Origin of the sequence: Croceicoccus estronivorus, assembly GCF_001625325.1 — a bacterium.
GTDB classification, from domain to species: Bacteria; Pseudomonadota; Alphaproteobacteria; order Sphingomonadales; family Sphingomonadaceae; genus Caenibius; species Caenibius estronivorus.
Window position 1 is genome coordinate 322,953 of sequence record NZ_JRQQ01000001.1, and the last position, 26,301, is coordinate 349,253.

Genomic DNA, 26,301 nt, shown 5'->3' on the forward strand with positions numbered 1-26,301 from the left:
TGCCGCTGCTCTCTCCCTTGCCAGTAGTCATCAATCCGCAGACGTGTTCCCGCCGATGTCAAATTTCGACGGCGCATACAACCCGTTCCTTGCTTGATGCGGCCGGGAACCGGTCTTGAAATCGGCATCGCCCCGGATCGAACCCATGGCTTTAGCTGGCCCCCTGGCGGAATATCCATCACCGACAGATGGGCCCTCGGCCAGGCAGATATGCAAGTGTGCCGAAAGCCTTTCGGCCTCGGCACACATCATGGCTTCGAAGCAACTGCGCGAAAAATTCGGAAGCGTATCAGTCGCTCAAATTCCACACGCGATGCAATCCAAATGGGCCGCGCTGCTGCGCGGCCCACCCGATTTATTCGGCTGCCTGCGCCAATTCGACGTCGGCAACGGGCGCCAGGAATTCACCCGGCATAGCCCCTGTGAAACGGCCATCCATAAAAGTCGGCATGCCATTGACGAGAGTCAGGCGCATGGGGGCCGCATCGCGCGTGTAACGCCAGCTGATGCCATAGTTGCCGGTCGGCACATCGAAACGCTTGTATTCTTCACGCCGTTCCACCTCGTCGAGATTAAACACCGCAATGTCGGCGCGCATGCCAGGACGAACGGCGCCGCACTCCGCCAGTCCGAAGTGGCTGGCGAGCTTGCCGGTCAGGGCATGGATCGCCTCTTCCAACGTAACCGAACCTTCGCGGACATACTTCGTCAGCATGAGGATGTTTTCGCCACCCCCGCAAAACATCTGCAGATGCGCGCCCGCATCCGAAATATTCCCGACGGACATCGGATCGCGGATCAGCTTTGCAGTCAGCTCTTCGTCCTTGGGGAACGGCGCCATGTGCACGGTCGAGGCCAACCCGTTGGAAAGCAGCCATTCAGCCATGGCATCCGAATGATGCACGCCAAGCGAATCCGCATATTCCTTGAGCGTCACATTGATTGGCCCGAAGCCGTTTTCCGAATTGCGCAGGTAAAGCGTGTCGGGATTGGCCATGGGGGCATGCTTCCACACCTTGTTGTCCCAGCTTTCGCGGGCGCGGGCGCGCCAATCGGGATCCCGCAACAAGGCAGCCTTTGCCTCCTCCGTCTCGGCCAATACGACTTCGTGCCAGACGTAGTCATTGGATTGCGCAAAGATCAGCGAGCGTTCGATCGACAAGGTGTTGGTCGGCGAAACATGCGCGAAACCAGTCCAGAAATCGTACCCTTCTGCCTGAAGGCGGGCCATCTGCGGTTCCATGACCTCACGCATGTCCTGCTGGAAATCCAGCGTGGGAATGCCGCCCGCGACCTGAACCCTGACCTTCTTGCCCTTGAGCAGCCTTGCGAGACGGTCCAGCGAAGCTGGCGCGGTCTTGCGCATGAAAGTGTCGAGAATGACCTGATAGGTACACCCCGGATGCCGCTCCAGCACATCGAACAATGCGGAAAATTCGGCGTCGTCGGCAACCAGTGTCGGAACCGGGCGATCCTGGCCATCGTGGTCGAGCAAGTTGTCGGACAGGCCCAGGGCACCGGCCTGCAATGCATTCTCGAGATGCTCCGCCATTGCCTCGATTTCTTCAGGCGTTGCGACCCGCGTCCAGGCGTCCAGCCCCATCACCGCAAGGCGAATGGCGATATGACCGACAAACGCACTGTAATTGGTGGGAACGCGCAGCCGCTTGGTCAGCGATTCCTTGTATTCCGACCACTTGCGCCAATCCCACGGCAAGTTCGCCACAAACGGAGCCTCCGGGATATCCTCGAAGAACGAGAATATCTTGACCATTTCCAACCGGGCGGCCTCATCATCGGAAACCGGCGCAGGGGAAAAGCCGCAGTTCCCCAGAATAACGGTGGTGGTGCCGTAGCCGGGCAGCGGATCAAGATCCGGCTGCCACCACATCGTGCCGTCATAGTGGGTGTGACTTTCGATAAAGCCCGGCGTGACCAAGCAACCTTCCGCGTCAAACACCCTCTCGCCACGCGCCTCAAGGCCGGGAGCAACTTCTACGATCCGATCCCCATCGATGCGCACGTCGGCGGCAAAAGCCTTCGCCCCGGTGCCATCGACTACAGTTCCGTTCTTGATCAGAATACCACTCAATTCATCATCTCCTGCGATATGAAATTCCGCTGAGATCACTATGAGCGCCGCCTTGCCGGCACAAACATCCAGCCAAGAAAAGGCTAGCCAAACGAGCCATCATAGCTTTTCATATGACCCGAATGCAATCAAGGAACCAAGCGCACCATGCCGGCCAATCACGAACGTCAACAGTCGCGGATAATCGCAACGTTGAGGAAGATCCTCCGCGGGAACGGGCTGAGCATTCGGGAAATTGGTCTGCGGCTGAATGTGAGCCCTGCAACGGTAAAACGGTGGCTGGGCGGCAAGGGCCTGACCGTGGACCGCCTGGAAGACCTCTGCGCGCTGGCCGGGGTTACACTGGCCGAACTCGCAGAAATAGCGACCGAACCACCCCGCGAACTGGCCCGCGAATTGACGCTGGCTCAGGAACTGGCGCTGACGGAAAACTCGCTTCTGTCATTCCTGTTCTTCATGATCATGAGCGGGTGGCCGCCCCGGGATCTCCACGACGAATTCGGAGTCCCGATGGAGCGGCTCGATTCATTCCTGCAGCGCCTTGAGCGGCTCGCACTTATCGACCGGTTGCCCGATGGGCGAGCACGAAGCCGTATAGATCGCCGGGTCGCGTGGCGCCGAGGGCCAATGCGCAGCCACTTCCAGAAACATATGAGAGAGCAAATCCTGAAGATCGATTTCAGCGATCCAGACACGATCTACTCGGCCGAAACTGCCAAGCTCTCTCACCTTGGCCTTGCCCGGCTCGAAGAGTTGTTCGAACAGTTCCGCCTCGATGTGCAGAAGCTTGCGGACGATGATCGACGCCATTCGCTATTGCCGCGCGAATGGTATTCCGTCCTCGTCTCTGCCTGGCCCATGGATATGAAACCGCTCAGAGAGTTGGGAGCCCCGGCACTGGCAGATTCTGCAAACGTCAGAGATTAGCCACAATGCACAACCTCATGTCCGCCATGGGCACAGCGTTCTCTCAGGCTTCTTCAGCGTAACTCACACGAGCGATTTCCAGTTCATCATGGTTGGCTCTGATCCAGCCACAAATCGTACTGACCGCACCCAGAAACGATCGTCCTGTCTCTGTCAGGCTATATTCCACACTCGGCGGTGTCGACGGAAACACCCTTCGTGAGACGAGGCCGAAGCGCTCCAGTTCGCGCAAGGTCTGCGTCAGCATCTTGGAGCTGATCGGCGCAGCATCCCGCTTCAGGTCCGAGAAGCGCATGGCCGCTTCTCCCAGCCGGTAAGTTACCAGCATCGTCCACTTGTTGCCCACCAGTTCGAGGATTTCCATGGCGATGTCGCGATTGAGGTCAGTTCCCATAGTATACCTAATATACTTTCGGTGCCTTGTTGCAAATGGAAACCATATTGAATAGCCATCGCCCACTGCCGCACAAGCAGCACACAACAGAAATGACGTAGAGGAATTCCAGCATGAAAATTCTCGTTGTCGGTGGGACCGGCATGATCGGTGGCCACGCTGCCCTGCACCTCAAGGCTGAGGGCCACGATGTAACGATTTCCGGGCGTAATCCGGCCCAGGCCACAACCGAACTCGCGAAGTTGCCGTTCCTCAAAGGCGACTATGTTGCCGGGACATTCACGACTGACGATCTCGCCGGATTTGATGCCATCGTGTTCGCCGCAGGCAACGACATCCGCCACTTGCCGGAAGGTGGCGATTTCGATGCCCACGTCCTGCGCGCGAATGGTGAAGCGGTGCCAGCATTTGCCGCACTGGCAAAGAAGGCAGGCGTGAAGCACTTCATTCACGTCGGCAGCTTCTATCCGCACATCGCGCCGGAACAGCTCGAAACCAACGCCTATATCCGTTCGCGCAAGATGGCGACCGATGGCATCACCGCTCTTGCCGACGACACGTTCCACGTCGTCAGCCTCGACGCGCCGTTCGTGGTCGGAACCGTTCCGGGAATGAGCCTGCCGATGTTTGAAGCTTACACGCAATATGCGGAAGGCAAGCTCGGCATGCCTGCATTCGGCCCGGCTGGCGGAACGAACTTCATTTCCACGCAGTCCATTTCCGAAGCGATCGTTGGCGCTCTGGCAAACGGCGAAAACGGGAAGGCCTATCTGATCGGTGACGAGAATCTGAGCTTCGCCGATTACTTCAAGCTGTTCTTCCGCGCAGCAGGCAACGACGCCGATGTTCCGTCTCTCGATCAGGAACATCCGATGCTGCCCGATGGCGCCATCTATACCGGGCGCGGCAACACCGTGAGCTACGAGCCGGATGAGAAGACGATGGCCGAACTGGGTTATCGCCGTAACGATATCACGCGCGCTGTGAACGAAATCGTAGCGCAATTCCGGTCAGCATGATGAGCGGCCGTCCCCTAGAGGAAATGACGGCCTTGGTCACGGGCGGCAGCGGTGGAATCGGTTCCGCCTGCGCCCGTGCACTGGCCGCGGACGGCGCCAGGGTGGTAATCATGGGACGCCGGGCGGAGCCGCTCGAAGCGGTGCGTTCGCAAGTCCTCGCTGAAGTCGCCGGAGCCCAGATCGAAATCGCGGTTGGCGATGGGGGTAGCGAGGAAGACGTCAAACAGGCTCTTTCGAAGGCCCATGGGCTAGCCGGGCGCCTCGACATCGTGGTTCCGACCGTTGGCGGCAGCGGTTTCAATCCGTTTCTGACGACCAGCGTCGAAGATTTGCGGCGCGACCTCGATCTCAACATCACCACTGCGTTCATTGCGATGCAGCAAGCCGCACCGCTAATGACCTCAGGTGGATCGATCGTCTGCATTTCATCGACAGCGGCAACGATGCCCTTCCCCGCACTGGCAACTTATTGCGCGGGCAAGGCAGGGCTGGAAGCGCTGATACGCACTGTTGCGGACGAACTCGCCGCCCTCAACATTCGCGTCAATGCGGTTCGGCCAGGCCTCACCCGTTCCAATGCAACGACCGACATGTTTGCCAATCCGGCGATCATTGAGCGGTTTCTTGAACAGACGCCGCTCAAGCGGACGGGCGAACCAGAGGATATTGCGGAAGCCGTGCGTTATCTTGCCAGCCCGGCGTCGTCATGGGTCACCGGTCAGTCCTTTGCAGTCGATGGCGGCCAGGAACTGCGCCGCAACCCCGACCTGCTCGGTTAATTCGACAGGACAAGACATTACCGGGGCGACGATCGGAAATGCGATCGGCGCCCCGGTTCTTTTTCAGATGCACTTGCGCACGCGTTTCACGCGGCAATCCCGAAAATCGTATCAGCCGGTCCATCTCACGCCGGCCCAGAGCGTACGCGGCGCCCCAAGATCGATCGAGCCACCCGAATTGCGCGTGACGATAGTCTCGTCGAAGAGATTTTCCGCGCGGAGGATTACCGAGAAGTGATCGGCAAGCGGAACCTGCGCAAAGGCGTCGAAAGTCGTCGCGGCGGGTAGGACGTCCGTCTCCAGATCGCTCTCGTACTGCTTGCCCACATGGCGCAATGTGGCTGACAGCAGCCAGCCTTCGGACGGCGCGTAGGACACTGTCCCGCTCATCGCCCATTCCGGGGTTTGAGCCGGACGCTTTCCATCCAACTCTTCCGAAGCATTTCGTCCCCGAACTTTCGCATTCGTCCAAGCCAAGCTGCCATCGAAACGGACCTTGCCTCGCTCGATACTGGCCCCCAATTCAACACCCCGGGCCTTGATTGCGGGGAGATTCCGGCGCTGACGCAAGTTTTCGCCGATGGTGACATTGGCGATGGCATTCTTGACCCGATTATCGAAGGCGGTTGCGGAAAATGTCATTCCTTCGGCAGGTGTAAAGGCAATGCCTGCCTCATAGCCTTCCAGCTTTTCGTTCTCCAATGCGGCATTCGCTTCGGTCGTCACTGGAAAGACCACGAAGGGCCGATACAGCTCATTCAGTGTAGGAAGCCTGATGCCGCTATACCCCGCACCGCGCAGCGTAACGGAAGGTGATAAATGGAAGAGCGCCCCTCCACGCCAGGTCACGTCCCAGCTTGATCGGTCGTCGAACCGGGAATCGCTTACGAGTAAGCCGTCCGGGGTGCGTTCTGTATAATAGCCGCCCTTGATGCTGGTCCTGTCCGCCCGCACGCCTCCGGTCAGAATCAGGTGCCCCAGTGTCCAGTCATCTTCGACAAACAGGCCGAGATCGCTGTTCCGGCCCCCTGCCTTCCTGCGCGCCGTCTTGGCACCGGTGAACGCGCTATATGCGTCTTCGTACATGGTACCGGACGCACGACGGAAATCCGCGCCAATCTTGAAAACATGGTTTTCGCCCAGTGGCGGGCGCAGTTCGAACTTTCCTCCAATCCCGGTGGAAGGTGTCTTGCGTTGATCGAGGACAGGAACGAACCGGGTGGAACTAACGACGACGTTGGAAAAGTTGCGCGACTGTACGAAGGCAAGCGCATCGAATTGCCAATCGCCCCGACCAACCAGCCGCAGACTCGCATCCTGCCCACTGCTGGTGCTGTCCGCTCCATCGAAGCGCAAGGTGCGATGATCGTCGAAACCCAGTGCCCGCGCCTGTAACTCCACGGTTCCCGACAGTGGCAGAACGACCCGGCCACCGATGGACCAGTTATCGTATCCCGCACGAACGGAAGCGGGCACACGCTGATTTTGCGGCGTGGTGTAAAACCCTTCCCCGCGATCCCACCGGCCCGAGAGAACCGCAAAGCCCGAGCCAAGCTGTGGAGCAATGGTCCCGCTGAGTTCTGTTTCTCCACGCTGGCTGACCAGCGCGCTGCCATTCAACAGGCCCAATGTCGCGGCATCGGCGCTTTCAAGCTCGATCACGCCCGCCAACGCGCCAGTCCCGAACGGACCAGATCCGCCTCCTCGCGTCACAGCGATACGGCTCAACCGTTCGGGCGCGAGAGCCGACAACGGAATGTAGCCGAAGAAAGGATCCGCCATCGGCACCCCGTCGAGCAGGACAAGCGCCCGGCTGGTGGCATTTCCCCCCAGCGAACGCAGCGTCACCCCTTGAGCGGAGGGATTAGAGGAACGGCTGTCCGAGCGGCGAAACTGCTGAAAGCCCGCTACGGACGTCAGCACATCCTCAATCCGCCCCGATGCAGAGGATACAATTGCCTTACGTTCCAGAACGGTGACGTCGTAGGCAGGGGCAGCCGGCGCGTCTTCCAGGCCCCGCCCGGTTACCACGATCATTCCGCCATCGCCCGGTGCGTCCGCCGCCAAAGCCGGAGCCGCAGCCATTGCAGCAGTTGCGAACAGGAACATACGATACACAGTCATGGGCGCCCTCAAACCATTTCCGGGCCCGTTCCGCCCGGCAATTTTTCTTGCTCTGTCCCCCACAAGCCCATTTGCACTGCGCAGGCAATAGCCTGAGCATCAATCGCGATGATAGAAAGCTGGCCGCCCTGAGAGAACGTTTCGCGCCATTTCGCCGAGATCGAGCAGCGCAAGCGAGGCGGTTCCTTGTCCGTCTTCCCAGAAATCGGGATCAGCATAGATCCTCAGCGCCTCTTCCATGCGGGACAGCTTCGATGCAAACGCTTCGACAAGCGTATAGGAGGCTTCTACTTCGGGAAAATCGTCCCCTCCGCCATCCATGACGATCTGCGAGAGATCGGGCCTCCCATTCGAACGCAGTACTGAGGCAGCGAATTTTCTCGCTTCCAGCATAATGCCAGAAGCAGCGGGCCCGCCAGTCCGCGCGGCATCGTTTGCGTCATGCACGCCGTGTGTCATTTTCCGCCTGCCTCATACCATCGCCAAACATCTGCCTTCCTGCCTCGCACCACATTCCAGGTGCCGGAAGAGCTAATGCTGGACTCTTTGTTACAACAATATATATGGATTTATGTATGTATATATGCATGGAGTAATGCTTTGAAGCAAGAACTCGACGATGGCGAGAAATTGCGCTGGATCATCAAGGCAGGCTGGCATGGCCTGTGCCCCAAATGCGGCAAAGCCAGCATGTTCCGGAAATGGCTGAAGCTTAATGATCAGTGCCCGTCCTGCGGCCTGGATTACAAGTTCGCCTCTCCGGATGATGGCCCGGCCTTCTTTTCCCTCTGCATCATCGCCTTTCCGCTGACTTTCTTCGTCGTCTGGTTGCAGGTCGCGTTCGAGCCGCCGTTTTGGGTGCATCTGATCGTATCCGTCCCCTTAATGGTGGTTGGCTGCATCCTCCCGCTACAATGGATCAAGGGCTGGCTTGTCGCATCGCAATATGTGAACAATGCGCAAGAGGCTGGCACGGAGCGGCTCTGGGCTCAGCTCCACGCTCGCGGGCAGGAAAAGGCCGACAAGCGACGCAATGGTTGAAACTTGATGATTGAGGCATGGCGTCCCGACATCGCCGGACTGCGCGGCCCCAAATACCGGGCTATTGCAGACGCTTTGGCAGATGCCGTCGAACGCGGCACTCTGCGTGATGGCGACCGCCTGCCACCACAGCGCGAACTGGCACTGCAACTGGGAATCGACCTGACGACAGTAACCCGGGCATACGAACTTGCCCGGCAACGTGGACTGATAGAGGCACGCGGCAGGGCGGGCAGCTTCATCCGCACGAACCAAACCCAGACAGCGCCCCTTCCGGCACAGTTCGACGTCACAATGAACAGCCCGCCGGCGCGGCTTGCAGGTCTCCTGCAGGATGCCATCGCCAAGGGATATGAAAACCTCGCCCGATCCGGTGCGCATTCCCGGTTGCAATATCAGCGTCCCGGTGGCGACCTCGCCGACCGCTCGGCCGGCGCGACAATACTTTCCAGAGTCGGTCTGAGCGCAAACATCGAACAGGTCGTGGTCACGGCAGGGGGGCAGAACGCGCTGCACGGCATCGCCGCCACGATCCTGCGGCCTGGCGACCGCGTGGCATGCGGCCGCTTCATCTATCCCGGCTTCCGGGCCATTGCCCGACAGCTCGGCATCACGCTGATCCCCCTTCCGGAGATTACCGCAACGACACTGGCCAATGCGCATCGCGACGCCCCTTTGCGCGCGCTTTACGTCGTGCCCAGCAATGACAATCCGACGGCCACCACCCTCGACAGCAAACAGCGTGAAGCGATCGCCGCATTCGCGGATCGAGCCGATATCCGGATAATAGAGGATGACGCATACGGGCTGCTGGCGGCAAGCCCGCTTCCCGCAATCGCCAGCTTTGCTCCATCCCGGTCATGGTACATTGCCAGCACCTCGAAAATCATCTCGCCCGCGCTGAGAGTCGGCTTCGTCCGCACGCCCGATATCGCAGATGCCCTGCACCTGACTGCCAGATTGCACGAAACCGGCGTGATGGCACCTCCGCTCAACGCCGCAATGGTATCCGCCTGGATAGCGGATGGTACATTCGACCGCCTCGTCACCGCCACCCGGGAAGAAGCTTCATGGCGGCAACAACAGGCAGGCAGGTTTTTGAAAACGGCGGATTATTCCGCTCATCCCCAAGGGTATCACCTCTGGTTGCGACTGCCGGATGAGACGCGTCTGCACGATCTGGCCGAAGCGTTGGGGCAGGTCGGCCTATCGGTCATCCCATCGGACCGGTTCGCTGTCGAACCCGACGACAACGAAAAGGCGCTGAGAATATCATTGGGCGGCACGATCGACCGCGAAGCCTTGTTGCAGGCGCTTGGTGTCTTGCAGGGTTATGTCGCGACCTCCGCCTCCCCTGCCGAGCTCATCATCTGACACCCGAACGCGAGCGCGGATCAGGGCAAGCAATCATGACCAGACGGCGCGGACATTTGCGTGCCCTCCGAAAATAAAGGATGAGAGGCCATGTCGCGACTGATCCTGTTCAACAAACCCTATGGCGTCCTGTCCCAGTTCACCGATCGCGGGACGGAAGGAACCAAACGCGCCACCCTGTCGGACTTCATCGACATCCCCGGCGTCTATCCCGCGGGAAGACTGGATCGCGACAGCGAGGGCCTGCTCCTGCTGACGGATGACGGGCGGCTTCAGGCGCGCATTGCCGACCCCAGGTTCAAGATGCCCAAGACCTATCTCGTGCAGGTCGAAGGCGACGTTTCCCAGGCCAGTCTTGATCAACTGCGGCGAGGCGTGCAGCTGAAAGACGGCATGGCGCACGCGGAACAGGTCGAACGCATTCCGGAGCCCCGGTTACCCCCGCGCATCCCGCCTGTACGGTTCCGCAAGACCGTCCCCGACTGCTGGCTCAAGCTGACCATCCGTGAAGGCCGGAACCGGCAGGTGCGGCGCATGACCGCCGCAGTGAACCACCCGACTCTCCGGCTGGTAAGATGGCGTATCGGGAACTGGACACTCGAAGGTATAGAACCGGGAGAATGGGTGGAAGCCCAGCCCGCGACCTAGTCAGGTTCGCCTACTACCTTTGGCCATTCGCCCCTCTTGTGACGCTCACCCGCTGGCCGCATCGGCCTCGCTGACCCGTCACCGACGGCCATGACCAATTTCGGCTATTGAAATACCGGCCAAAAATTGCTCATTTTCCGAGCGTAAAAATGATGTCGTCTTCTGGGGAAGGCGGCATCGCAGCAATTGCATGGGGCAATAATCAGTAAATGATTTGAAATTCTGCTGGATTGGAGTTGAATGTGATGGGGGCAGGAAAATTCTCGATCATTTTGTTTTCTCTCGCACTCTTGGTGTCATGTGGAAAATCGTTTGACGGGCCGAATGAGGATAAAATCGAAGAATTCCTCAAACTCAATCTTCCCGAAGGACTCGCTGCCGAAGACGTAGAAATACAGGCCGCGCAAAACATCGGCGATGAAATAGAACCCAAATACCGTACCCGTACCAAGCTCACTTTGGTCACAACGGAAGATTTCGCGCGGAGGACGGGTGCCATCGGTGAACGCCCCATCGTCAAGATTGTGAAGGAAAAGGGCGAAGAAATACCGGCAATTCTTTTCACTCGCAGCGAACCGATCGGCGACGATGACTGGAATGTTGAACAGGAGCGGCTCGAATACAAGGCGTTCTCGGGCGGTGCCGCCATGCGCTTGAGCATGTTCGACAACTACGTGATCGAGGGGTCCGATCAGGAGAAGAAGGCCATTTCCGAAGAAAAGGCCAAGGAAGCGGAAGAGAAGAAGCGCCGCGATGCCGAGCTGGCCGAAGCGAGAAAAGCATTCGTCGGCAACTGGAAGACCAGCAAGCCATTGATGCGTTATGGCTCCATCTATGCCCGCAATGGCGTTCAGGTCGGGCTGAGCTTCCAGCTCGATCCTGGCACCGATGGCTTCGGCACGGGTGTGGGGCGCGTCTATGACTTCAACAACCCGTCCACCTCGGCGCAGAGCAAGATCAGCTATACGGTTGACGACAGCGGCGGCTTTGCGACGGTCAACTTCATCAACCGGACACAGAATGACGCCGTGCCCTTCTACGTTTCGGAAGGAACGAATTGGCGGCTTTCGAAAAACGGCGACGTGTCCATTCCCGGCAACCGGCAGTGGACGACCCACATGGCCAGGTGATGCCGGCAATCTGACCGTTTGAGCTCAGGAGAGGACCATTCCTCTCCTGAGCCGACGCTCTCCCATATACCGGGCTACGGGACAGCCGTAGTGAACAGATAAACTCCGAATATGACGAGGTGAACCACTCCCTGCAGGATCGTGGTACGCCCGTTGGCGAGCGACAGGGTCGCCACCAGCAAGGTCAGAGCCAAAAGAACGATACCCTTGTCGCTCAGCCCAAGCGCAATAGGCAGACCAGAGAATACAGACAACGCGGCAACGGCAGGGATGGTAAGCCCGATCGTTGCAAGAGCGGAGCCCAGCGCGAGATTGAGGCTCGTCTGAATGCGATTGGCCAATGCCGCCCGCGTCGCAGCCACACTTTCCGGCAATAGAACCAGCGCGGCAATCGCCACACCGATAATCGCGCGCGGTGCCCCTGTCGCCTCAACGATTTGGCCCAGCGGCTCCGACAGTTTCTTCGCGAGCAGCACGACCGCCCCCAGGGCAACCAGCAACAGTACTGCCGAAATCGTGGTTGCGCGATGCGTGGGAGGCGCAGCATGTGCTTCCTCATCATGCACCGCATGCTTCGGCGGCAGGAAATATTCCCGATGACGGACTGTCTGGACAGTAACGAAAGTGCCGTAGAGCAGCAGGGACACAACGGCTACGAACGCCAATTGGGCCGTAGAATAGACCGGCCCGGGCTCGCTGACCGTAAAGTTGGGCAGGACAAGGCTGAGGATAGTCAACGCAGACAATGTCGCCAGCGCTGCACTGACCCCCGATTGTTGAAAGGACTGCTCGCGGTGCCGCAATCCGCCGATCAGCAGACATGTACCGACCAGGCCGTTGAGAATGATCATCACTGCGGCAATCACAGTGTCTCTTGCAAGAGTAGCCGCGCCATCGCCCGCCCCGGCCATCAGCGACAGGATCAACCCCACTTCAATAACCGTTACCGCCAGTGCCAATACGAGAGTGCCGAACGGTTCACCCAATTTATGCGCGATGATCTCGGCATGATGCACGGCGGAGATGACGCTGGCCGCAAGGACAGCAACGATGATCGGCAATGGAACGTCCATGCCGCTTCCGAGAACGAGGACCAGCCAGGCAATGATGGGACCCACCCAGGTCCAGTGGTTGAGATGACGAAGCATTGCACCACCCTAGATTTGTTACCGTGGAGATCAACTCATGCCCCGACCTTATTCGAAGCTCGGCAGGAGGCATCCGCAAGCGCCGCTGGATAAGGAACTGACGCATGATGCTGACGCGCCGGCTGCTTGGCGCTATGGGCAGGCCATGCACACTCCCTTACGCGAATCCGGCAAGCCGCTGTCCGTTGCCGCCCTTTACCGCTTCACTCGCTTCGACAATTGCGCGGATTTGCGCGCACCGCTCCTGCGCCTGTGCCGCGAACATGGCATACGCGGCACTCTGCTGCTGGCGTCAGAAGGTATCAACGGCACGATTGCGGGCCCGCGCGAAGGTATCGCCAGAGTGCTGGACCACATCCGCACCCTGCCCGACTGCGCAGATCTCGACGTCAAGCTGTCGACGGCATCCACCATGCCTTTCCACCGCATGAAAGTTCGCCTCAAACGAGAAATCGTCACGATGGGGGAGCCCGGCATCGACCCCAGAGCCAGTGTCGGGACGTATGTCGAGCCGCCGGCCTGGAACGCTCTGATTTCCGACCCGGATACCATCGTGATCGACACGCGAAACGACTACGAAGTCGCCGTCGGCACATTCGCAGGAGCGATCGACCCGAAAACAGCGACTTTTCGGGATTTTCCCGAATGGTTCCGTCGCGAACGCGACAAGCTGCTCGGTTCGGGCAAGCCGGTGAAAGTCGCGATGTTCTGTACTGGCGGCATTCGTTGCGAAAAATCCACGGCCTTCCTTAAACAGGAAGGTGTTGAGGACGTCTATCACCTCAAGGGCGGAATACTGAAGTATCTGGAAACAGTGCCGGAAGAACAAAGCCTGTGGCGCGGCGAATGCTTTGTGTTCGACCAACGCGTAACGATCGGCCACGGACTTGCCGAAGGGACTCACACCCTGTGCCATGCCTGTCGCCGCCCGGTCAGCATGGAGGACTGCCAATCACCGCTCTATGAAGCCGGTGTGAGCTGCCCTGCATGTCATGCGGAACGGACTGATGAACAACGCGCCTCTTATCGGGAACGGCACCGCCAGGAAATGCTCGCCGCTGCGCAAGGCCGCAGTCATGTGGGCGACGCAGAAATCGAGCAGGCTCATGACTGCTCAAACTGATCCCGTTCTCTACAGTTTTCGCCGCTGTCCTTACGCGATGCGCGCGCGGCTGGCTCTGGCGATAAGCGAAACGCGCTGCGAACTGCGCGAGGTCAAACTCTCCGCAAAACCCGAGGCCATGCTTGCCGCATCGCCGAAAGGAACCGTACCCGTCCTGGTCCTGCCCAATGGTGAAGTAATCGACGAGAGTCTCGACATCATGCGATGGGCTTTGTCGAACCGTGACCCGGAGGGCTGGCTGGAACGCGACGACACGGCGCTGCTTGCCACTAACGACGGCCCGTTCAAACACGATCTCGACCGCTACAAATATCCCGAACGTCATGACAGTGACGCGCTTGCCTATCGTGAGAAGGGATTGGCGTTCCTGCGCGACCTCGATGCCCGTCTGGACCAGTCACCTCAACTGTCCGGGCCGGCACGCGGGCTGACCGATGCAGCGATCATGCCGTTCGTACGACAGTTTGCAGCGGTGGACCGGGAATGGTTTGCCACACAACCACTGCCGCATCTGCAGGCCTGGCTTGCCAATCACCTTGCTTCCGACCTGTTCAGCGCAATCATGCTCCGCGTCCAGCCATGGTCGCCGGGCGATCCGCCAATGCCATTCCCGTCGCCAGAACACACCAGCGGCACGTAAACCTGGCGCCGGTCGACCGATGGCCGACCGCGAAACACCATTGGCTCTCTGGCACGCGCCCAAAATGCTGAACCTCCTGCAAAGGCATCAGCCAGTAAAGGGCGCCAGTTCCCATGCGGAAGCATGGATCTGCACGAAAGAAGGAAAACGTGGTGCCGCTTAGGTGACTCGAACACCTGACCCCATCATTACGAATGATGTGCTCTACCAACTGAGCTAAAGCGGCACGCGGTGGCGCACTTATCGGCCTTCGCCTGTGATCGCAATCGCTTTTCTTGCAGATTGTGGAGACTCTGGAAAAATTATTCCCGTTTCCCTTCCCATGTGGGTCACGAACCTGTGGAACGCCCGACCAAAGGCCGCTAGAGCGGAGGCAGAGGATGACATGTTCCTGTCATGAAGGCGAAAACAATGCCGAAAATCCGGCGTATTCCGATTGATACCTATCCTGAAAACACCGCTTTTCTGCTCCGCCACGGCAATGGCTATTCCGCGGAACAATTCCAGGCCCTGAAGAAACTGCGTATCACTGCGCATTGCGGCGAAATCCTTGCCACGCTGGCCTTGGTGGATGACGAAAACATTCTCAAACCCGGAGAAATCGGGCTCGGCGAACAGGCTTTCCGCAGACTCGGCCTGCCCGAAGGGGAAGATGTGCAAATCGCACAGGCCCTCCCCCCGGCCAGCCTGGAATACGTCCGGCGCAAAATCGACGGCAACACGCTGAGCGACAGCGAAATCTCCGCCATCATCCATGACGTTGCCGGACACCTTTATTCCCCGATGGAGATCGGGGCGTTTCTGGTCGCTTGCGCCGGGTTCATGAGCACCCCCGAAACGCTTTCCATGACCAGAGCGATGGTCAATGTCGGTGCGCGGCTGCACTGGGATTCGCCGCTGGTGGTCGACAAGCACTGCATCGGGGGCGTGCCGGGCAACCGGACGTCAATGATCGTCGTGCCGATCGTGGCAGCGCACGGGCTGGTCATTCCCAAGACTTCGTCGCGTGCGATCACGTCACCATCCGGGACGGCGGACACGATGGAAGTCCTGGCCGAAGTCGATCTGACCGCAGAACGAATGAAGGAAATTGTCGCTACGGAGAAAGCGGTTCTGGCCTGGGGTGGCCGGGTCAATCTGTCACCGGCGGACGATGTCCTGATCTCCGTCGAGCGCCCGCTCCGGATCGATACCTACGAACAGATGGTCGCCTCGATCCTTTCGAAGAAGGCTTCTGCCGGATCTACCCACCTGGTTATCGACATTCCTGTGGGGCCGACTGCCAAAGTCCATTCGCAGGCCGAAGCCGTCCGGTTGCGCAAACTGTTCGAATATGTCGCCGACCACATGGGGATTGTCACTGACATCGTTCTGACTGACGGATCCCAGCCGATCGGGCGCGGCATCGGCCCGGTACTGGAAGCGCGCGACGTGATGTCGGTGCTCCGTAACGAAGAGGAAGCGCCCGAGGATTTGCGCGACCGCGCATTGCTGCTCGCCGGGCATGTGCTGGATTTCGATCCCGCCCTGAAAGGCGGGAGAGGCTATGCCCGTGCATTGGAGCTATTGGCATCAGGCGCCGCGCTGGAAGCAATGGAACGTCTGATCGAGGCACAGGGCCGGCAGACGAAGGCCTATGAACCCGGAGCCTATCAGTTCGAAGTCACGACGCAGCAGGCCGGGCGCATCACGGCGATAGACTGCCACCGCATCGCGCGCATTGCCCGCCTTGCCGGAGCTCCGATGGACAAGAGCGCTGGGATTGACCTGTTCCACAAGATCGGGGCGACAGTCCGCCTGGGTGAGCCGCTCTATCGCATCCACGCAGGGAGCGAGACAGGCCTGCGCTTCGCGCGGGAAATGGCCGAAGCACATTCGGGGTATGAGTTCGGTTGATGGACATTTCCGTCTTCGGTTTTCCGGAATGCACCGAATCCTCCACCCGGCTGGCGGAAGCGCTGTCGGTTCCGTTCAGTGAGGTAGCGGTCCGACGCTTCCCCGATGGGGAGAGCCTTGTGCGAGTAACCGACGTTACGCCGACGGCCATCCTCTATCGTTCGCTGGACAATCCCAATGCGAAATTGATTGAACTGTTGCTTGCCGCATCAGCCCTCAGGGAAAATGGTGCGGGCAAGGTTATCCTTGTCGCGCCTTATCTCTCTTATATGCGGCAGGACATTGCCTTCCATCCGGGTGAAGCTGTCAGCCAACGGGTAATTGGCGCATTGCTCGCGCAACACTTCGACGCGGTGGTGACGATGGACCCGCACCTGCACCGGATTCACGATCTCGGTGAGGTCATGCCCGGCATCGCCGCGTTCTCCCTGTCGGCCGCTCCCGCGCTATCCGCCGCGCTGGAAGGGAGCGAGGAAACGATTCTGGTTGGGCCAGACAGTGAATCGCGCCAGTGGGTTGAAGCGATCGCCGCACCGTTGGGACTGGATGTCCTGGTCGGCGAGAAGGAGCGCCACGGTGATCGCAACGTTTCGATTTCCATTCCCGGAATAGAACGGGCGGCCGGACGCAAGGCGATATTGGTCGACGACGTTATCGCGAGCGGCGCCACACTAGTGGAAGCCGCGCATCTGCTGCGCCAAGCCGGAGCATCGGGCGTGGAAGCACTCGCAACCCATTGCCTGGCTCAACCGGACGATCTCGCGCGGATGGAAGCAGCAGGCATCACCCGTATCCGTTCCACTGACAGTGTTGCCGGGCCGACCGCCTCCATTCCGACCGCATCCCTGCTGGCTGACGCAATTCGCACCGAAGGATTGATTGCATGACCCAGAACCCCACGTTGACCTTTCACGGCGCGGCACACACCGTCACCGGGTCGTGCATGGAAGTCTCCTTCGATGGACATTCGATTCTCGTCGATTGCGGCATGTTCCAGGGCTCACGCTCACTGGAAGCATTGAACGCCGCCAACTTCACGTTCGATCCCCGCAAAATTGCCGCTGTGCTGCTGACCCACGCCCATATCGACCATAGCGGGCTTCTGCCGAAGCTCGTCGCGCAAGGGTACAAGGGACCGATTTACTGCACACAACCAACGGCAGATCTTCTGGAGTACATGCTCGCCGATTCCGGACGGATCCAGGAGGCCGACATCGCACGGCGAAACCGCCGCCGCGACCGCGCGGGAGAAGAACCGTTCGAACCTGTCTATACGGAACAGGACGCGCTGGCCGCATGGCGTAAATGCAGCCCGGTAGCTATGGAGGAGTGGTTTCAGCCCGCCCCCGGCTTCCGCGCCCGGCTGTGGAACGCAGGCCATATCCTCGGTTCGGCCTCGATCGAACTGGAAGTCGACGGCGTCCGCAGCATGTTTTCGGGCGATCTCGGCCCGGACAACAAGGCCTTTCACGAAGATCCGACCGGCCCCTCAGGCTTCGACTATGTGATCTGCGAAAGCACTTATGGCGACCGCCAGCGCGACAAGGTAACCATTGCCGAACGGCGCAAGATGCTGGAAGCCGAAGTCCGCGCCGCCATCACGCGCGGCGGCAATCTGGTGATACCCACGTTCGCGCTGGAACGAACGCAGGAATTGCTGCTCGATCTCGATTATCTGCTCTGTTCGGGAGACATCCCGAATGTCCCGGTGTTCATCGATTCCCCACTCGCCAACCGGACGACAGGCGTGTTCGCCCGCTATGCCACGGAACTGGAAGACACTGGCGGCCGAAACGTCTTCAAGCATCCTTCCTTCCACTTCGTGAATGACGTGCAGGAATCGATCCGCCTCAATTCCATGTCCGGCGCGATTATCATGGCCGCTTCGGGGATGTGCGAAGGCGGCCGCATCCGTCATCATCTGGCGCACAATCTCTATCGAAGGGATTCAACCGTCCTGTTCGTGGGCTATCAGGCGCAAGGCTCGCTCGGCAGAGTGATCCTTGAAGGAGCCAAGACAGTGCGGATTTCAGGCACCGACGTGCGTGTCAGGGCACAGATCCGGCGGATCGACAGCTATTCAGCCCATGCCGACCAGAGTGAATTGCTCGACTGGATCGAGGAGCGTGGCCCGATCGCAGGCAGCCTGTTACTCGACCATGGGGAAGAAACGGGCCTGGAGGCACTACGCCGTGAAATGCAGCGGCGCCAACCGGAGTTGAATGTCCGCGTGCCGGAAATCGGGGAAACCTACACTCTCACACCCGGAAAACCGGCAAAACGTTCCGCCACCGGCAATGTGGAAATCAAGCAGGCCTTGGGCCGCGACTGGCAGAACAGCTATGCTGAATTCGTCACCGGGTTGCGCTCTGAACTTGCCCACATTCGCAGTGAAAAACAGCGGCAGAAAGCAATCGAGGATATGCGGCGCGTGCTGGAATCCTATACGGAGCACCGCAACAATCGCCGGCAAGAACATCACGGAGCGCATTAAGCCGCGTGCAAGTACCTCGTCACGCTGCGGACTGATGCCGCGATATAAACAGGTTCGATACCGGCCACCGCCTCATTTCGCGGCAAACAGCAAATGCCCAGGCCCCAGCCGGTCGAGCACTTCGCCAATGTCGCTCCGGCTTACTGCGAAACAGCCTTGGCTACGACCGACGCGCCCCTGCGTATGAGCCATGTCGCGGCTGACATAGGAAGCGCCATGGATTACGATAGCGCGTTGAAAGGCGTTGTTGTTTTCCGGATCGAGCCCTTCCAGCCTGCGCGACCGGCCGTGTTTGCCGTAATAGGTGTTGCCAGTCAGGTAGCTGCCGTTTGAAGAGGCATTCGAACCTGGCCGATTGGAAAACTGCTGCACCCAACCGCTGTTTTGCGGATCGGATCCGCGACCGTGGGAAACGAACAAGGAAGTGGCCACGCGACCATTGGCGACGTCGACAAAATGGAACCGCGGTTCGCCGGAGCGGGCGGAAAAGTCGACAATCCCGATCAAGTCACGGCTGGCGATTTTTGCACGATGGCTATCGAGGGCTGCCATTGCGCGGGGCAACAGATCCGGCCGTTCAGCGGACTTGACCGCCGCGAAGGCTCGCGGCGATACCAGACCTGCGGTTCCCGCAGCAAAGGCGCCAAGAAACAAGCGCCGATTAAGCTTCATAAAATGCGATCCCGAAATTAACTTGATCAGTATATGGAACACAGTGTCCTTTTTGCAACACCAAGGAGTGCTACGCGCCGTGAAACGAGGCTTGCTTGCGATAATCGCCCTCTTGAGTTGCACTGCGGCGGCGGCGGCCGCTGAATCTCCGAACCACTGGTCCTATTCCAACATATCCGCCTTGCGCCGCTGGGCTGCCATGGCGCCTGCGGACGCCCTGCCTCCCCTGCCCAGCACGCAGTTGGATACGGCCGTTGCGAGCGGAGACCAGGACGCCATTGACCGGGAAGCTGACGCACTCGCTTTCAAGCTTGCGAAGATGCACTTGCTCGGTGCCGCGAGCAGCACCGAGCGAGCGGGATGGAATATCGTCGATACCGACAAGGAAATCGACCTCGTGCCACTGCTGAACAAGGCATTGGCAGGAAACACCCTCGACACGTTTTATGCAAGTTTGCGACCACGCCACCCCGATTACGCCACACTGCGAGCAGCCTATGCATCGGAAGCCGATCCCGACAGGCGGGCCACCATCGCACGGAACATGGAGCGCTGGCGCTGGATGCCGCAGTCGCTCGGTCCGGACTACGTCCTCGTAAACACCGCTCTGTTTGAGGCCAGCCTGTGGCACGGCAACCAACGCACTGGCACCTGGAAAGTCATCGTTGGCAAGAAGAGCACGCCGACCCCGGTGTTTCAGGCCACCATTACAGGCGTAATTCTCAATCCATGGTGGGAAATCCCGGCCAGTATCGTGCGCGAAAGCGTCGGCGCCCTTGCGCGCCGCAATCCTTCGTTGGCACACGCCCGCGGTTATGTCTGGAGCAATGGGCGCTACCGGCAGAAACCGGGGCCGAACAATGCGCTGGGCCAGATGAAACTGGTCATGCCCAATCGCTTCAGCGTCTATATGCACGACACCCCGAGCAAGCAGTTATTCGAACGCGATGTCCGCGCCTTCAGCCATGGCTGCATTCGCACCGGCGATGCGATCGGCTATGCCGCCACTTTGCTTCAGGGGGTCATGACACTTGCCGAAGTGGATGCCATCGTCGCCTCCGGCAAGACAACCACGATCCCCTTGGCGCAAAGTCTGCCAGTCTATATCACCTACTTCACCGCAGCGACGAATGCAGACGGAGAACTGGTTATCCAGCCGGACATTTATGGCCGCGACCGACGCATCCGGTTATCGCATGGAAACGCGGAAGAGCCTTTGCACGGTTGCGCGGCATGATCGCCTCACCACCGCCCCTCTTGCTTGATCTCGCATGATCGGGAGTACGGGACCACATGCCCAACATCGCCACACTGACACTTAATCCCACGATCGACACCGCCTACGAAGTCGATCACGTCGTGCCCACGCACAAGATGCGCACGCTGAAGGAACACTATGACCCAGGCGGCGGCGGCATCAATGTCGCCAGAGTGTTTGTCCGGCTCGGCGGTAATGCCCGCTGCTACTATCTGTCTGGTGGAGCGACAGGCGTCGCGCTGGACGGGCTGTTGGACCTGCATCAACTTGTCCGCTGCAAGATCCCAATCGCAGGCGAAACCCGCGTGAGTTCCTCGGTCTACGAACGATCGACAGGCAAGGAATACCGTGTCGTTCCTTCCGGCCCGACTATTGCCCCCGATGAATGGCAGGCCTGCCTGGACCAGTTGACCGAAGCCCAGTGCGAGTATCTCGTTGCCAGCGGGTCGCTTCCCCCTGGGGTACCGGACGATTTCTATGCCAAGGTCTCAGCTATCACAGCGAAACGGGGCATCAAGTTCGTACTCGACAGCTCGGGACGAGGCTTGAAGGAGGGGCTTGCGGGCGGGAACATCTATCTTGCCAAGCCGAGCCTGGGCGAATTACGCCAATTGACCGGCCTCCCGTTGACTGACGATGCAGCCGTCGTGGACGTGACGATGGACATGATCGAACGAAAACAGGCTGAACTGATCGCCGTGACGATGGGGCACGAGGGCGCCTTGCTGGTCACCCGCGCGGGCACAACACGACTGCCAGCGCTGCCGATCGAGGCACAAAGCGCAGTCGGCGCAGGTGACAGCTTCGTGGCAGGCATGGTATTCGCACTGGCCAGCGGACACGATCCGAAGGAAGCATTCCGCTATGGCATCGCCGCTGGTTCTGCTGCTGTGCTGACTCCGGGAACGGACCTTGCCCGCCCCGCAGACATCGAACGCCTCCTGCTGCAAGTCAGTTCTGTTTAAGGGGCATCCAGTCCCGGTGAAAGTGCTGAACGCCTCCACACCCCTTCCGCCTTGTGGACAGCCCTCATCGCTCCCGACAATCGGGGCGAGAGCATCTTCCGCATAGTATCCTGAAAGGTTGGAGGCCCGAGCCGGAATCGAACCGGCGTATACGGATTTGCAGTCCGCTGCGTCACCACTCCGCCATCGGGCCTCATCCCAATGTCTGTGGGTTGGCGGCCACTAGCGAAGCCTGAGCGTCAAGGCAATCGCTTTGAACATTCAAATGCAGGAACGGCAGGGGCGTGCCCAGATTTGGGCACGCCCCTGCCGGATATTATCAAGCCGCAGAGCTGTTGACGCCCATTGACTGAAGGTAACGCTTCACATTGCGCGCCGCCTGGCGCAACCGCTGTTCGTTTTCGACCATGGCGATGCGAACGAAACCTTCGCCGTCTTCGCCATAACCCACGCCAGGGGCGACAGCCACTTCCGCATGGGTCAGCAGTTGCTTGGAAAACTCCAGGCTACCCATTTCCATAAGCTGCGGCGGCAATGGCGCCCAACAGAACATCGACGCCTTGGCCGGCGGGATATCCCAGCCAGCGCGGCCGAAGCTTTCCACGAGCACGTCACGGCGCTTCTGATAGAGCCGCCGGTTCTTTTCCACGATGTCCTGTGGACCATTGATGGCAGCGCAAGCGGCTGCCTGAATCGGGGTAAACGCGCCATAGTCGATATAGCTCTTTACCCGCGTCAGCGCGGAAATCAGTTTCTGGTTGCCAACCGCAAAACCCATGCGCCAGCCAGCCATGGAGTAGGTCTTGCTCATCGATGTGAATTCGACCGCAACATCCTTGGCGCCCGGCACCTGCAGAATCGAAGGCGTCGGATTACCGTCGTAATAGAGTTCGGAATAGGCAAGGTCGGACAGGATCCAGACCTTGTTTTCCTTCGCCCAGGCAACCAGCTTTTCGTAGAAAGCCAGATCGACCACTTCGGCCGTCGGATTCGACGGATAGTTGACGATCAGAACGCTAGGGCGCGGGACAGTGAAGGCCATCGCCTTTTCCAGCGACTCCCAATAACGCTCGTCCGGAGTCGTCGGGATCGAACGAATGGTCGCCCCGGCAATGATGAAGCCGAACGTATGGATCGGATAACTGGGGTTGGGCGCCAGCACTACGTCGCCGGGTGCTGTAATCGCGGTCGCAAGGCTGGCCAGCCCTTCCTTCGAGCCAAGCGTAACCACCACTTCGCGTTCGGGATCGAGATCGACTCCGAAACGGCGGGCATAATAATTGGCCTGGGCCCGGCGAAGGCCGGGAATGCCCTTGGACTGGGAATAGCCGTGGGCATCCGGTTTCTGCGCGACTTCACACAGCTTGTCGATCACATGCGCAGGTGGCGGAAGGTCAGGATTGCCCATACCGAGGTCGATGATGTCGCGTCCCGCCTGGCGTGCTGCTGCTCGCATCGCATTGACTTCGGCAATGACATAGGGCGGCAGGCGCTTGATGCGGTAAAACTCGTCTTCCATGACCTCTTGAATCCATTTGCGCCGGCTGGATTGCCGGACGTCCCCGACTCTAGGCGATAAATGCCGTCACGCAAATGGCGTTTCGCCTTGCATCGTGATGCGATCCACTGCCACATGTCCTTAACAACCACATCGTAATTCCAGCTCAGGCAGAGATATCCGATGGCTGAAAACCAAACCGACATTGGCACACTGGTCAGCCAGATGCTTGCGATCCAGGGGGATGCGGCACAGCGCTGGTTCAATCAGATGCTGCCTGAAACGGCACGCAAGCTGCCCGATCCGGGTGACATGGCGGAATGGCTGGACGTTGCCAGACGGCTGCAGAACATGTGGCTGGAGTTTCAGGAGCAACGCGCGGCGGCAGGCCTGCCCCCCAATCCCTTTGCCGATCCGGGCAAGTGGATGCAGATCGCGAGCAAGTTCTATCGCCAATCGCCGCTTGCCGATCCGCAGCAACAGGAAAAGCTGTGGGCCGACGGACTCACACTGTGGGAAAATGTACTCGGCCAATACGGCTTGGGATCTGAAACAGAGGGAGAGGGCAACAGGGCGGAGCCCAAGCTGCCACGCGAAGATCGCCGCTTTTCCGATCCCAAATGGCGCAGCCAGCCCTTCTTCGCCGTTGTCCATCAGACCTATCTGATGATCGCCGAACAAGTCGAAGCGATGGTGGAATCCATCGATGGCCTGTCAGACGAACGCCGTGAGCAATTGCGGTTCACCACTCGCGTTCTGGTGGAAGCGTTAAGCCCGGCGAATTTCCCGGTGACCAATCCCATGGTTCTCGAACGGACTCTGGAAACCAAGGGAGAGAACCTAGTCAAGGGAATGGAGCACCTGCTTGCCGACCTCAAGCGAGGCCAGCTGACACATACGGAAGCCAGTGCGTTCAAATTGGGCGAGAACATCGCAGCTACGCCTGGTGAAGTGGTTTACCAGACTCCCCTGTTCCAGCTCATCCAGTACAAGCCCACGACAACGGAAGTGCTGCGAACCCCGCTGGTAATCTTTCCTCCCTGGATCAACCGGTACTACATTCTCGACCTCGCGCCGAAAAAGAGCTTTATCCGCTGGGCCGTCGAGCAAGGGCTGACAGTGTTCATCGTGTCCTGGAAATCGGCAGATTCCACTATGGGGGATCTGACGCAGGATGATTACATTCGTGCCCAGATCGAAGCGATCGACTTCGTGCGCAAACGCCTCAAGGTCCCGTCAGTCCACGCACTCGGCTATTGCGTGGCAGGCACTACTCTGGCTGCGACGCTCGCGGTTCTCGCCCGCCGGGGCCAAGACGACAAGGTGGCCAGCGCCACTTTCTTCACCGCACAGGTCGATTTCGAGCATGCCGGTGATCTCAAACTCTTCGTCGATGATTTGCAGATCAAGTTCGTCGAGCAACTCAGCGAGGACGGGTATCTCGATGGCCGCTATCTCGCAGCGGCATTCAACCTGCTGCGCGGACGGGAGCTGATCTGGAACTATGTGGTCAACAACTATCTGCTGGGCGAAGACTATCCCGCATTCGATCTGCTGTTCTGGAATGGTGATACCACCAATCTGCCCGCACGCTGGCACCAGGAATATCTGCGCGACCTCTATCGCGACAACAAGCTGGTCATTCCTGACGCGCTAAGCGCCGACGGAACACCCATCGACCTGACCCGGATACACACTCCGGCCTATGTTCAGGCAGGCCGCGAGGATCATATCTCGCCAGCCGAAAGCGTGTTCCGCATGACCCGGCACTTGCGCGGACCGATCCGGTTTCTGCTCGCAGGTTCCGGACATATCGCCGGTGTGATCAACCCGCCGTCGGCAAAGAAGTACCAGCACTGGACGAATGAAAAGCCATGCGGAACGCTGGAGCAATTCATCGCGGGCGCCACGGAACATCCCGGAAGCTGGTGGCCGGACTGGATCCAGTGGATCCGCGCGCACGGGGAAGAAACCGTGGCTGCAAAAGGCAAGCGTAACCCCGGCGGCAAAAGCGACAATGTCATCGAACCGGCCCCCGGCCGGTACGTGATGACGCGCTGACGGGGCATATATTACACTTTTGTGCACTGCACAAAAAATGCTTGACTTGGCACCTGCAGCGCTTACTTTGTGCGATGCAACATAAGTCCTTACGGGGGCGAAAGTGCAAGGAGCAAGTATGCCCGACAACAGCGAAAGCAAAGCCGCCGCCGCCGCGGAAAAAGCCTATGCCGAAGCCGCCGCGGGCGTGAAGGCCACCGAGGCGGCTAAACCGGAAACTGCCGAACCCGAAGCGGTTTCCGCTCCGGCGCCAGCGAGTCCGGTTGCCGACGAGAAGCCTGCTCCGGTCAAGGCAACTGCTCCGGCGACGAAAAAACCGGCTGCAGCCAAGAAGGCTCCAACCCGGAAGGCCAGCCCGGCCAAAAAGCCGGCGCCAAAGGCGGCCCCTGCCAAGCCCGCGGCGAAAGCACCGGTTAAAAAGCCTGCTCCGGCGGCCCGCAAAGCCAAGCCCACCGCACCCAAGACCGCTGTCAAAGCAGCTGAACCCGTACTGACCATCCCCCAACTCAAGGAAAAGATCATGTCCACCGCCAGCAAGAAGAAAGACTTCCCGAAAATGTTCGAAAGCGCTGTGACCTCCGTAAAGGCGAAAGCCAAGGAAGCCTATGACAAGGGCACTGCAGTGGCCGGTGAAATGGGCACCCTGTCCAAGGGCAACATCGAAGCCGTCGTGGAATCGAGCAAGATTTTTGCTTCGGGCATGAAAGACATCGGTGCCGATTGCGTGACCGAGACCAAGGGCGCTTACGAAACCGCCACCGGCGATTTCAAGAAGCTGGCGTCGATCAAGTCGCCGACCGAGCTGTTCCAGCTGCAAGGCGAACTTATGCGCCGCAACTTCGACAGCGCGGTGGCTTTCGGCTCCAAGGAAACCGAAAAACTGGTGAAGCTCACCAATGATACATTCGCGCCGATTTCGACTCGCGTCAGCCTGATGGTCGACAAGATCTCCAAGGCTGCCTGAAACTGATTTCATACCGCGCCGGGTCTCCTCTCCTCTCCCCCGGTGCTCAAGCGA

At 59.5% G+C, this 26,301-nt stretch carries 23 protein-coding genes and 2 tRNA genes; 16 read left to right on the top strand and 9 right to left on the bottom strand.

Annotated features, from left to right (window positions below; all coding sequences use genetic code 11):
• Positions 1 to 355: 355 nt before the first annotated feature.
• The gene (locus MB02_RS01630) at positions 356 to 2,092 is read right to left on the bottom strand and encodes an N-acyl-D-amino-acid deacylase family protein (protein ID WP_067532276.1); all 1,737 of its coding nucleotides are present in this window, start codon (positions 2,090 to 2,092) and stop codon (positions 356 to 358) included.
• A gap of 147 nt (positions 2,093 to 2,239) precedes the next feature.
• On the opposite strand from MB02_RS01630, the gene MB02_RS01635 reads away from it, so the two are divergent.
• Positions 2,240 to 3,019, top strand: coding sequence for a helix-turn-helix domain-containing protein (locus MB02_RS01635; RefSeq protein WP_067531590.1), 780 nt, complete (start codon positions 2,240 to 2,242; stop codon positions 3,017 to 3,019).
• 43 nt (positions 3,020 to 3,062) lie between these two features.
• Here MB02_RS01635 and MB02_RS01640 read toward each other — a convergent pair whose 3' ends face one another.
• Positions 3,063 to 3,413: a winged helix-turn-helix transcriptional regulator gene (locus MB02_RS01640; RefSeq protein WP_067531593.1), complete on the bottom strand. Its 351-nt coding sequence runs from the start codon at positions 3,411 to 3,413 to the stop codon at positions 3,063 to 3,065.
• Between the two features lie 113 nt (positions 3,414 to 3,526).
• On the opposite strand from MB02_RS01640, the gene MB02_RS01645 reads away from it, so the two are divergent.
• Together MB02_RS01645 and MB02_RS01650 are read left to right on the top strand one after the other, a co-directional pair.
• Positions 3,527 to 4,432 carry an NAD-dependent epimerase/dehydratase family protein gene (locus MB02_RS01645; RefSeq protein ID WP_067531595.1) on the top strand — a complete coding sequence of 302 codons (906 nt, stop codon included), beginning with the start codon at positions 3,527 to 3,529 and terminating at the stop codon, positions 4,430 to 4,432.
• Between the two features lie 23 nt (positions 4,433 to 4,455).
• Positions 4,456 to 5,211, top strand: coding sequence for an SDR family NAD(P)-dependent oxidoreductase (locus MB02_RS01650; protein ID WP_067531600.1), 756 nt, complete (start codon positions 4,456 to 4,458; stop codon positions 5,209 to 5,211).
• Positions 5,212 to 5,322: 111 nt separating this feature from the next.
• Here the strand turns inward: MB02_RS01650 and MB02_RS01655 are convergent, their stop codons facing one another.
• Together MB02_RS01655 and MB02_RS01660 are read right to left on the bottom strand one after the other, a co-directional pair.
• Positions 5,323 to 7,335, bottom strand: coding sequence for a TonB-dependent receptor (locus MB02_RS01655; protein ID WP_067531602.1), 2,013 nt, complete (start codon positions 7,333 to 7,335; stop codon positions 5,323 to 5,325).
• A gap of 99 nt (positions 7,336 to 7,434) precedes the next feature.
• A complete protein-coding gene (locus tag MB02_RS01660) occupies positions 7,435 to 7,794 on the bottom strand; it encodes a hypothetical protein (protein ID WP_235829386.1) in 360 nt (119 codons plus the stop codon).
• Between the two features lie 141 nt (positions 7,795 to 7,935).
• Between MB02_RS01660 and MB02_RS01665 the strand changes: the two genes are divergently transcribed.
• The 4 genes from MB02_RS01665 to MB02_RS01680 all read left to right on the top strand — a co-directional run bounded on the left by MB02_RS01665 (position 7,936) and on the right by MB02_RS01680 (position 11,528).
• Positions 7,936 to 8,376, top strand: coding sequence for a DUF983 domain-containing protein (locus MB02_RS01665; RefSeq protein WP_067532281.1), 441 nt, complete (start codon positions 7,936 to 7,938; stop codon positions 8,374 to 8,376).
• A gap of 6 nt (positions 8,377 to 8,382) precedes the next feature.
• A complete protein-coding gene (locus MB02_RS01670; RefSeq protein WP_235829387.1) occupies positions 8,383 to 9,750 on the top strand; it encodes an aminotransferase-like domain-containing protein in 1,368 nt (455 codons plus the stop codon).
• A gap of 90 nt (positions 9,751 to 9,840) precedes the next feature.
• The gene (locus MB02_RS01675) at positions 9,841 to 10,398 is read left to right on the top strand and encodes a pseudouridine synthase (protein ID WP_067531604.1); all 558 of its coding nucleotides are present in this window, start codon (positions 9,841 to 9,843) and stop codon (positions 10,396 to 10,398) included.
• Between the two features lie 245 nt (positions 10,399 to 10,643).
• Positions 10,644 to 11,528, top strand: coding sequence for a hypothetical protein (locus MB02_RS01680; RefSeq protein WP_067531606.1), 885 nt, complete (start codon positions 10,644 to 10,646; stop codon positions 11,526 to 11,528).
• A gap of 74 nt (positions 11,529 to 11,602) precedes the next feature.
• Here MB02_RS01680 and MB02_RS01685 read toward each other — a convergent pair whose 3' ends face one another.
• A complete protein-coding gene (locus tag MB02_RS01685) occupies positions 11,603 to 12,676 on the bottom strand; it encodes a calcium:proton antiporter (protein WP_067531608.1) in 1,074 nt (357 codons plus the stop codon).
• 145 nt (positions 12,677 to 12,821) lie between these two features.
• Between MB02_RS01685 and trhO the strand changes: the two genes are divergently transcribed.
• Complete coding sequence (gene trhO, locus MB02_RS01690; protein ID WP_067532287.1) at positions 12,822 to 13,799, top strand: oxygen-dependent tRNA uridine(34) hydroxylase TrhO; 978 nt, start codon at positions 12,822 to 12,824, stop codon at positions 13,797 to 13,799.
• Positions 13,783 to 14,439 carry a glutathione S-transferase gene (locus tag MB02_RS01695; protein WP_067531610.1) on the top strand — a complete coding sequence of 219 codons (657 nt, stop codon included), beginning with the start codon at positions 13,783 to 13,785 and terminating at the stop codon, positions 14,437 to 14,439. The genes trhO and MB02_RS01695 overlap by 17 nt, the downstream gene beginning before the upstream one ends.
• Before the next feature lie 150 nt (positions 14,440 to 14,589).
• Here the strand turns inward: MB02_RS01695 and MB02_RS01700 are convergent.
• Positions 14,590 to 14,665: transfer RNA gene (locus tag MB02_RS01700), tRNA-Thr, on the bottom strand.
• Between the two features lie 185 nt (positions 14,666 to 14,850).
• Here MB02_RS01700 and MB02_RS01705 point away from each other — a divergent pair.
• The 3 genes from MB02_RS01705 to MB02_RS01715 are packed head-to-tail and all read left to right on the top strand — an operon-like array spanning position 14,851 to position 18,829.
• Positions 14,851 to 16,335 carry a thymidine phosphorylase family protein gene (locus MB02_RS01705; protein WP_067532290.1) on the top strand — a complete coding sequence of 495 codons (1,485 nt, stop codon included), beginning with the start codon at positions 14,851 to 14,853 and terminating at the stop codon, positions 16,333 to 16,335.
• Positions 16,335 to 17,222, top strand: a complete 888-nt coding sequence (locus MB02_RS01710) for a ribose-phosphate diphosphokinase (protein ID WP_067531614.1) — start codon at positions 16,335 to 16,337, stop codon at positions 17,220 to 17,222. Before MB02_RS01705 ends, MB02_RS01710 begins: the two co-directional genes overlap by 1 nt.
• On the top strand, positions 17,219 to 18,829 hold the full coding sequence (locus MB02_RS01715; protein ID WP_067531616.1) for an MBL fold metallo-hydrolase: 1,611 nt from the start codon (positions 17,219 to 17,221) through the stop codon (positions 18,827 to 18,829). Before MB02_RS01710 ends, MB02_RS01715 begins: the two co-directional genes overlap by 4 nt.
• Before the next feature lie 72 nt (positions 18,830 to 18,901).
• Here MB02_RS01715 and MB02_RS01720 read toward each other — a convergent pair whose 3' ends face one another.
• Complete coding sequence (locus MB02_RS01720; RefSeq protein WP_067531618.1) at positions 18,902 to 19,501, bottom strand: murein L,D-transpeptidase catalytic domain family protein; 600 nt, start codon at positions 19,499 to 19,501, stop codon at positions 18,902 to 18,904.
• A gap of 79 nt (positions 19,502 to 19,580) precedes the next feature.
• Here MB02_RS01720 and MB02_RS01725 point away from each other — a divergent pair, with 79 nt between their 5' ends.
• Both MB02_RS01725 and MB02_RS01730 read left to right on the top strand, forming a co-directional pair.
• Positions 19,581 to 20,738, top strand: a complete 1,158-nt coding sequence (locus tag MB02_RS01725) for a L,D-transpeptidase family protein (protein WP_067531620.1) — start codon at positions 19,581 to 19,583, stop codon at positions 20,736 to 20,738.
• A 56-nt stretch (positions 20,739 to 20,794) separates the two neighbouring features.
• Positions 20,795 to 21,724 (top strand): 1-phosphofructokinase family hexose kinase, encoded by a 930-nt coding sequence (locus MB02_RS01730; protein ID WP_067531622.1) that lies wholly within the window; start codon positions 20,795 to 20,797, stop codon positions 21,722 to 21,724.
• Between the two features lie 119 nt (positions 21,725 to 21,843).
• Here MB02_RS01730 and MB02_RS01735 read toward each other — a convergent pair.
• A tRNA-Cys gene (locus tag MB02_RS01735) sits at positions 21,844 to 21,917 on the bottom strand.
• A gap of 126 nt (positions 21,918 to 22,043) precedes the next feature.
• Complete coding sequence (locus tag MB02_RS01740) at positions 22,044 to 23,243, bottom strand: LL-diaminopimelate aminotransferase (protein ID WP_067531624.1); 1,200 nt, start codon at positions 23,241 to 23,243, stop codon at positions 22,044 to 22,046.
• A 162-nt stretch (positions 23,244 to 23,405) separates the two neighbouring features.
• Between MB02_RS01740 and MB02_RS01745 the strand changes: the two genes are divergently transcribed.
• Both MB02_RS01745 and MB02_RS01750 read left to right on the top strand, forming a co-directional pair.
• Complete coding sequence (locus MB02_RS01745; protein WP_067531626.1) at positions 23,406 to 25,283, top strand: PHA/PHB synthase family protein; 1,878 nt, start codon at positions 23,406 to 23,408, stop codon at positions 25,281 to 25,283.
• Between the two features lie 118 nt (positions 25,284 to 25,401).
• Positions 25,402 to 26,247 carry a phasin family protein gene (locus MB02_RS01750; protein ID WP_067531628.1) on the top strand — a complete coding sequence of 282 codons (846 nt, stop codon included), beginning with the start codon at positions 25,402 to 25,404 and terminating at the stop codon, positions 26,245 to 26,247.
• Positions 26,248 to 26,301: the final 54 nt, after the last annotated feature.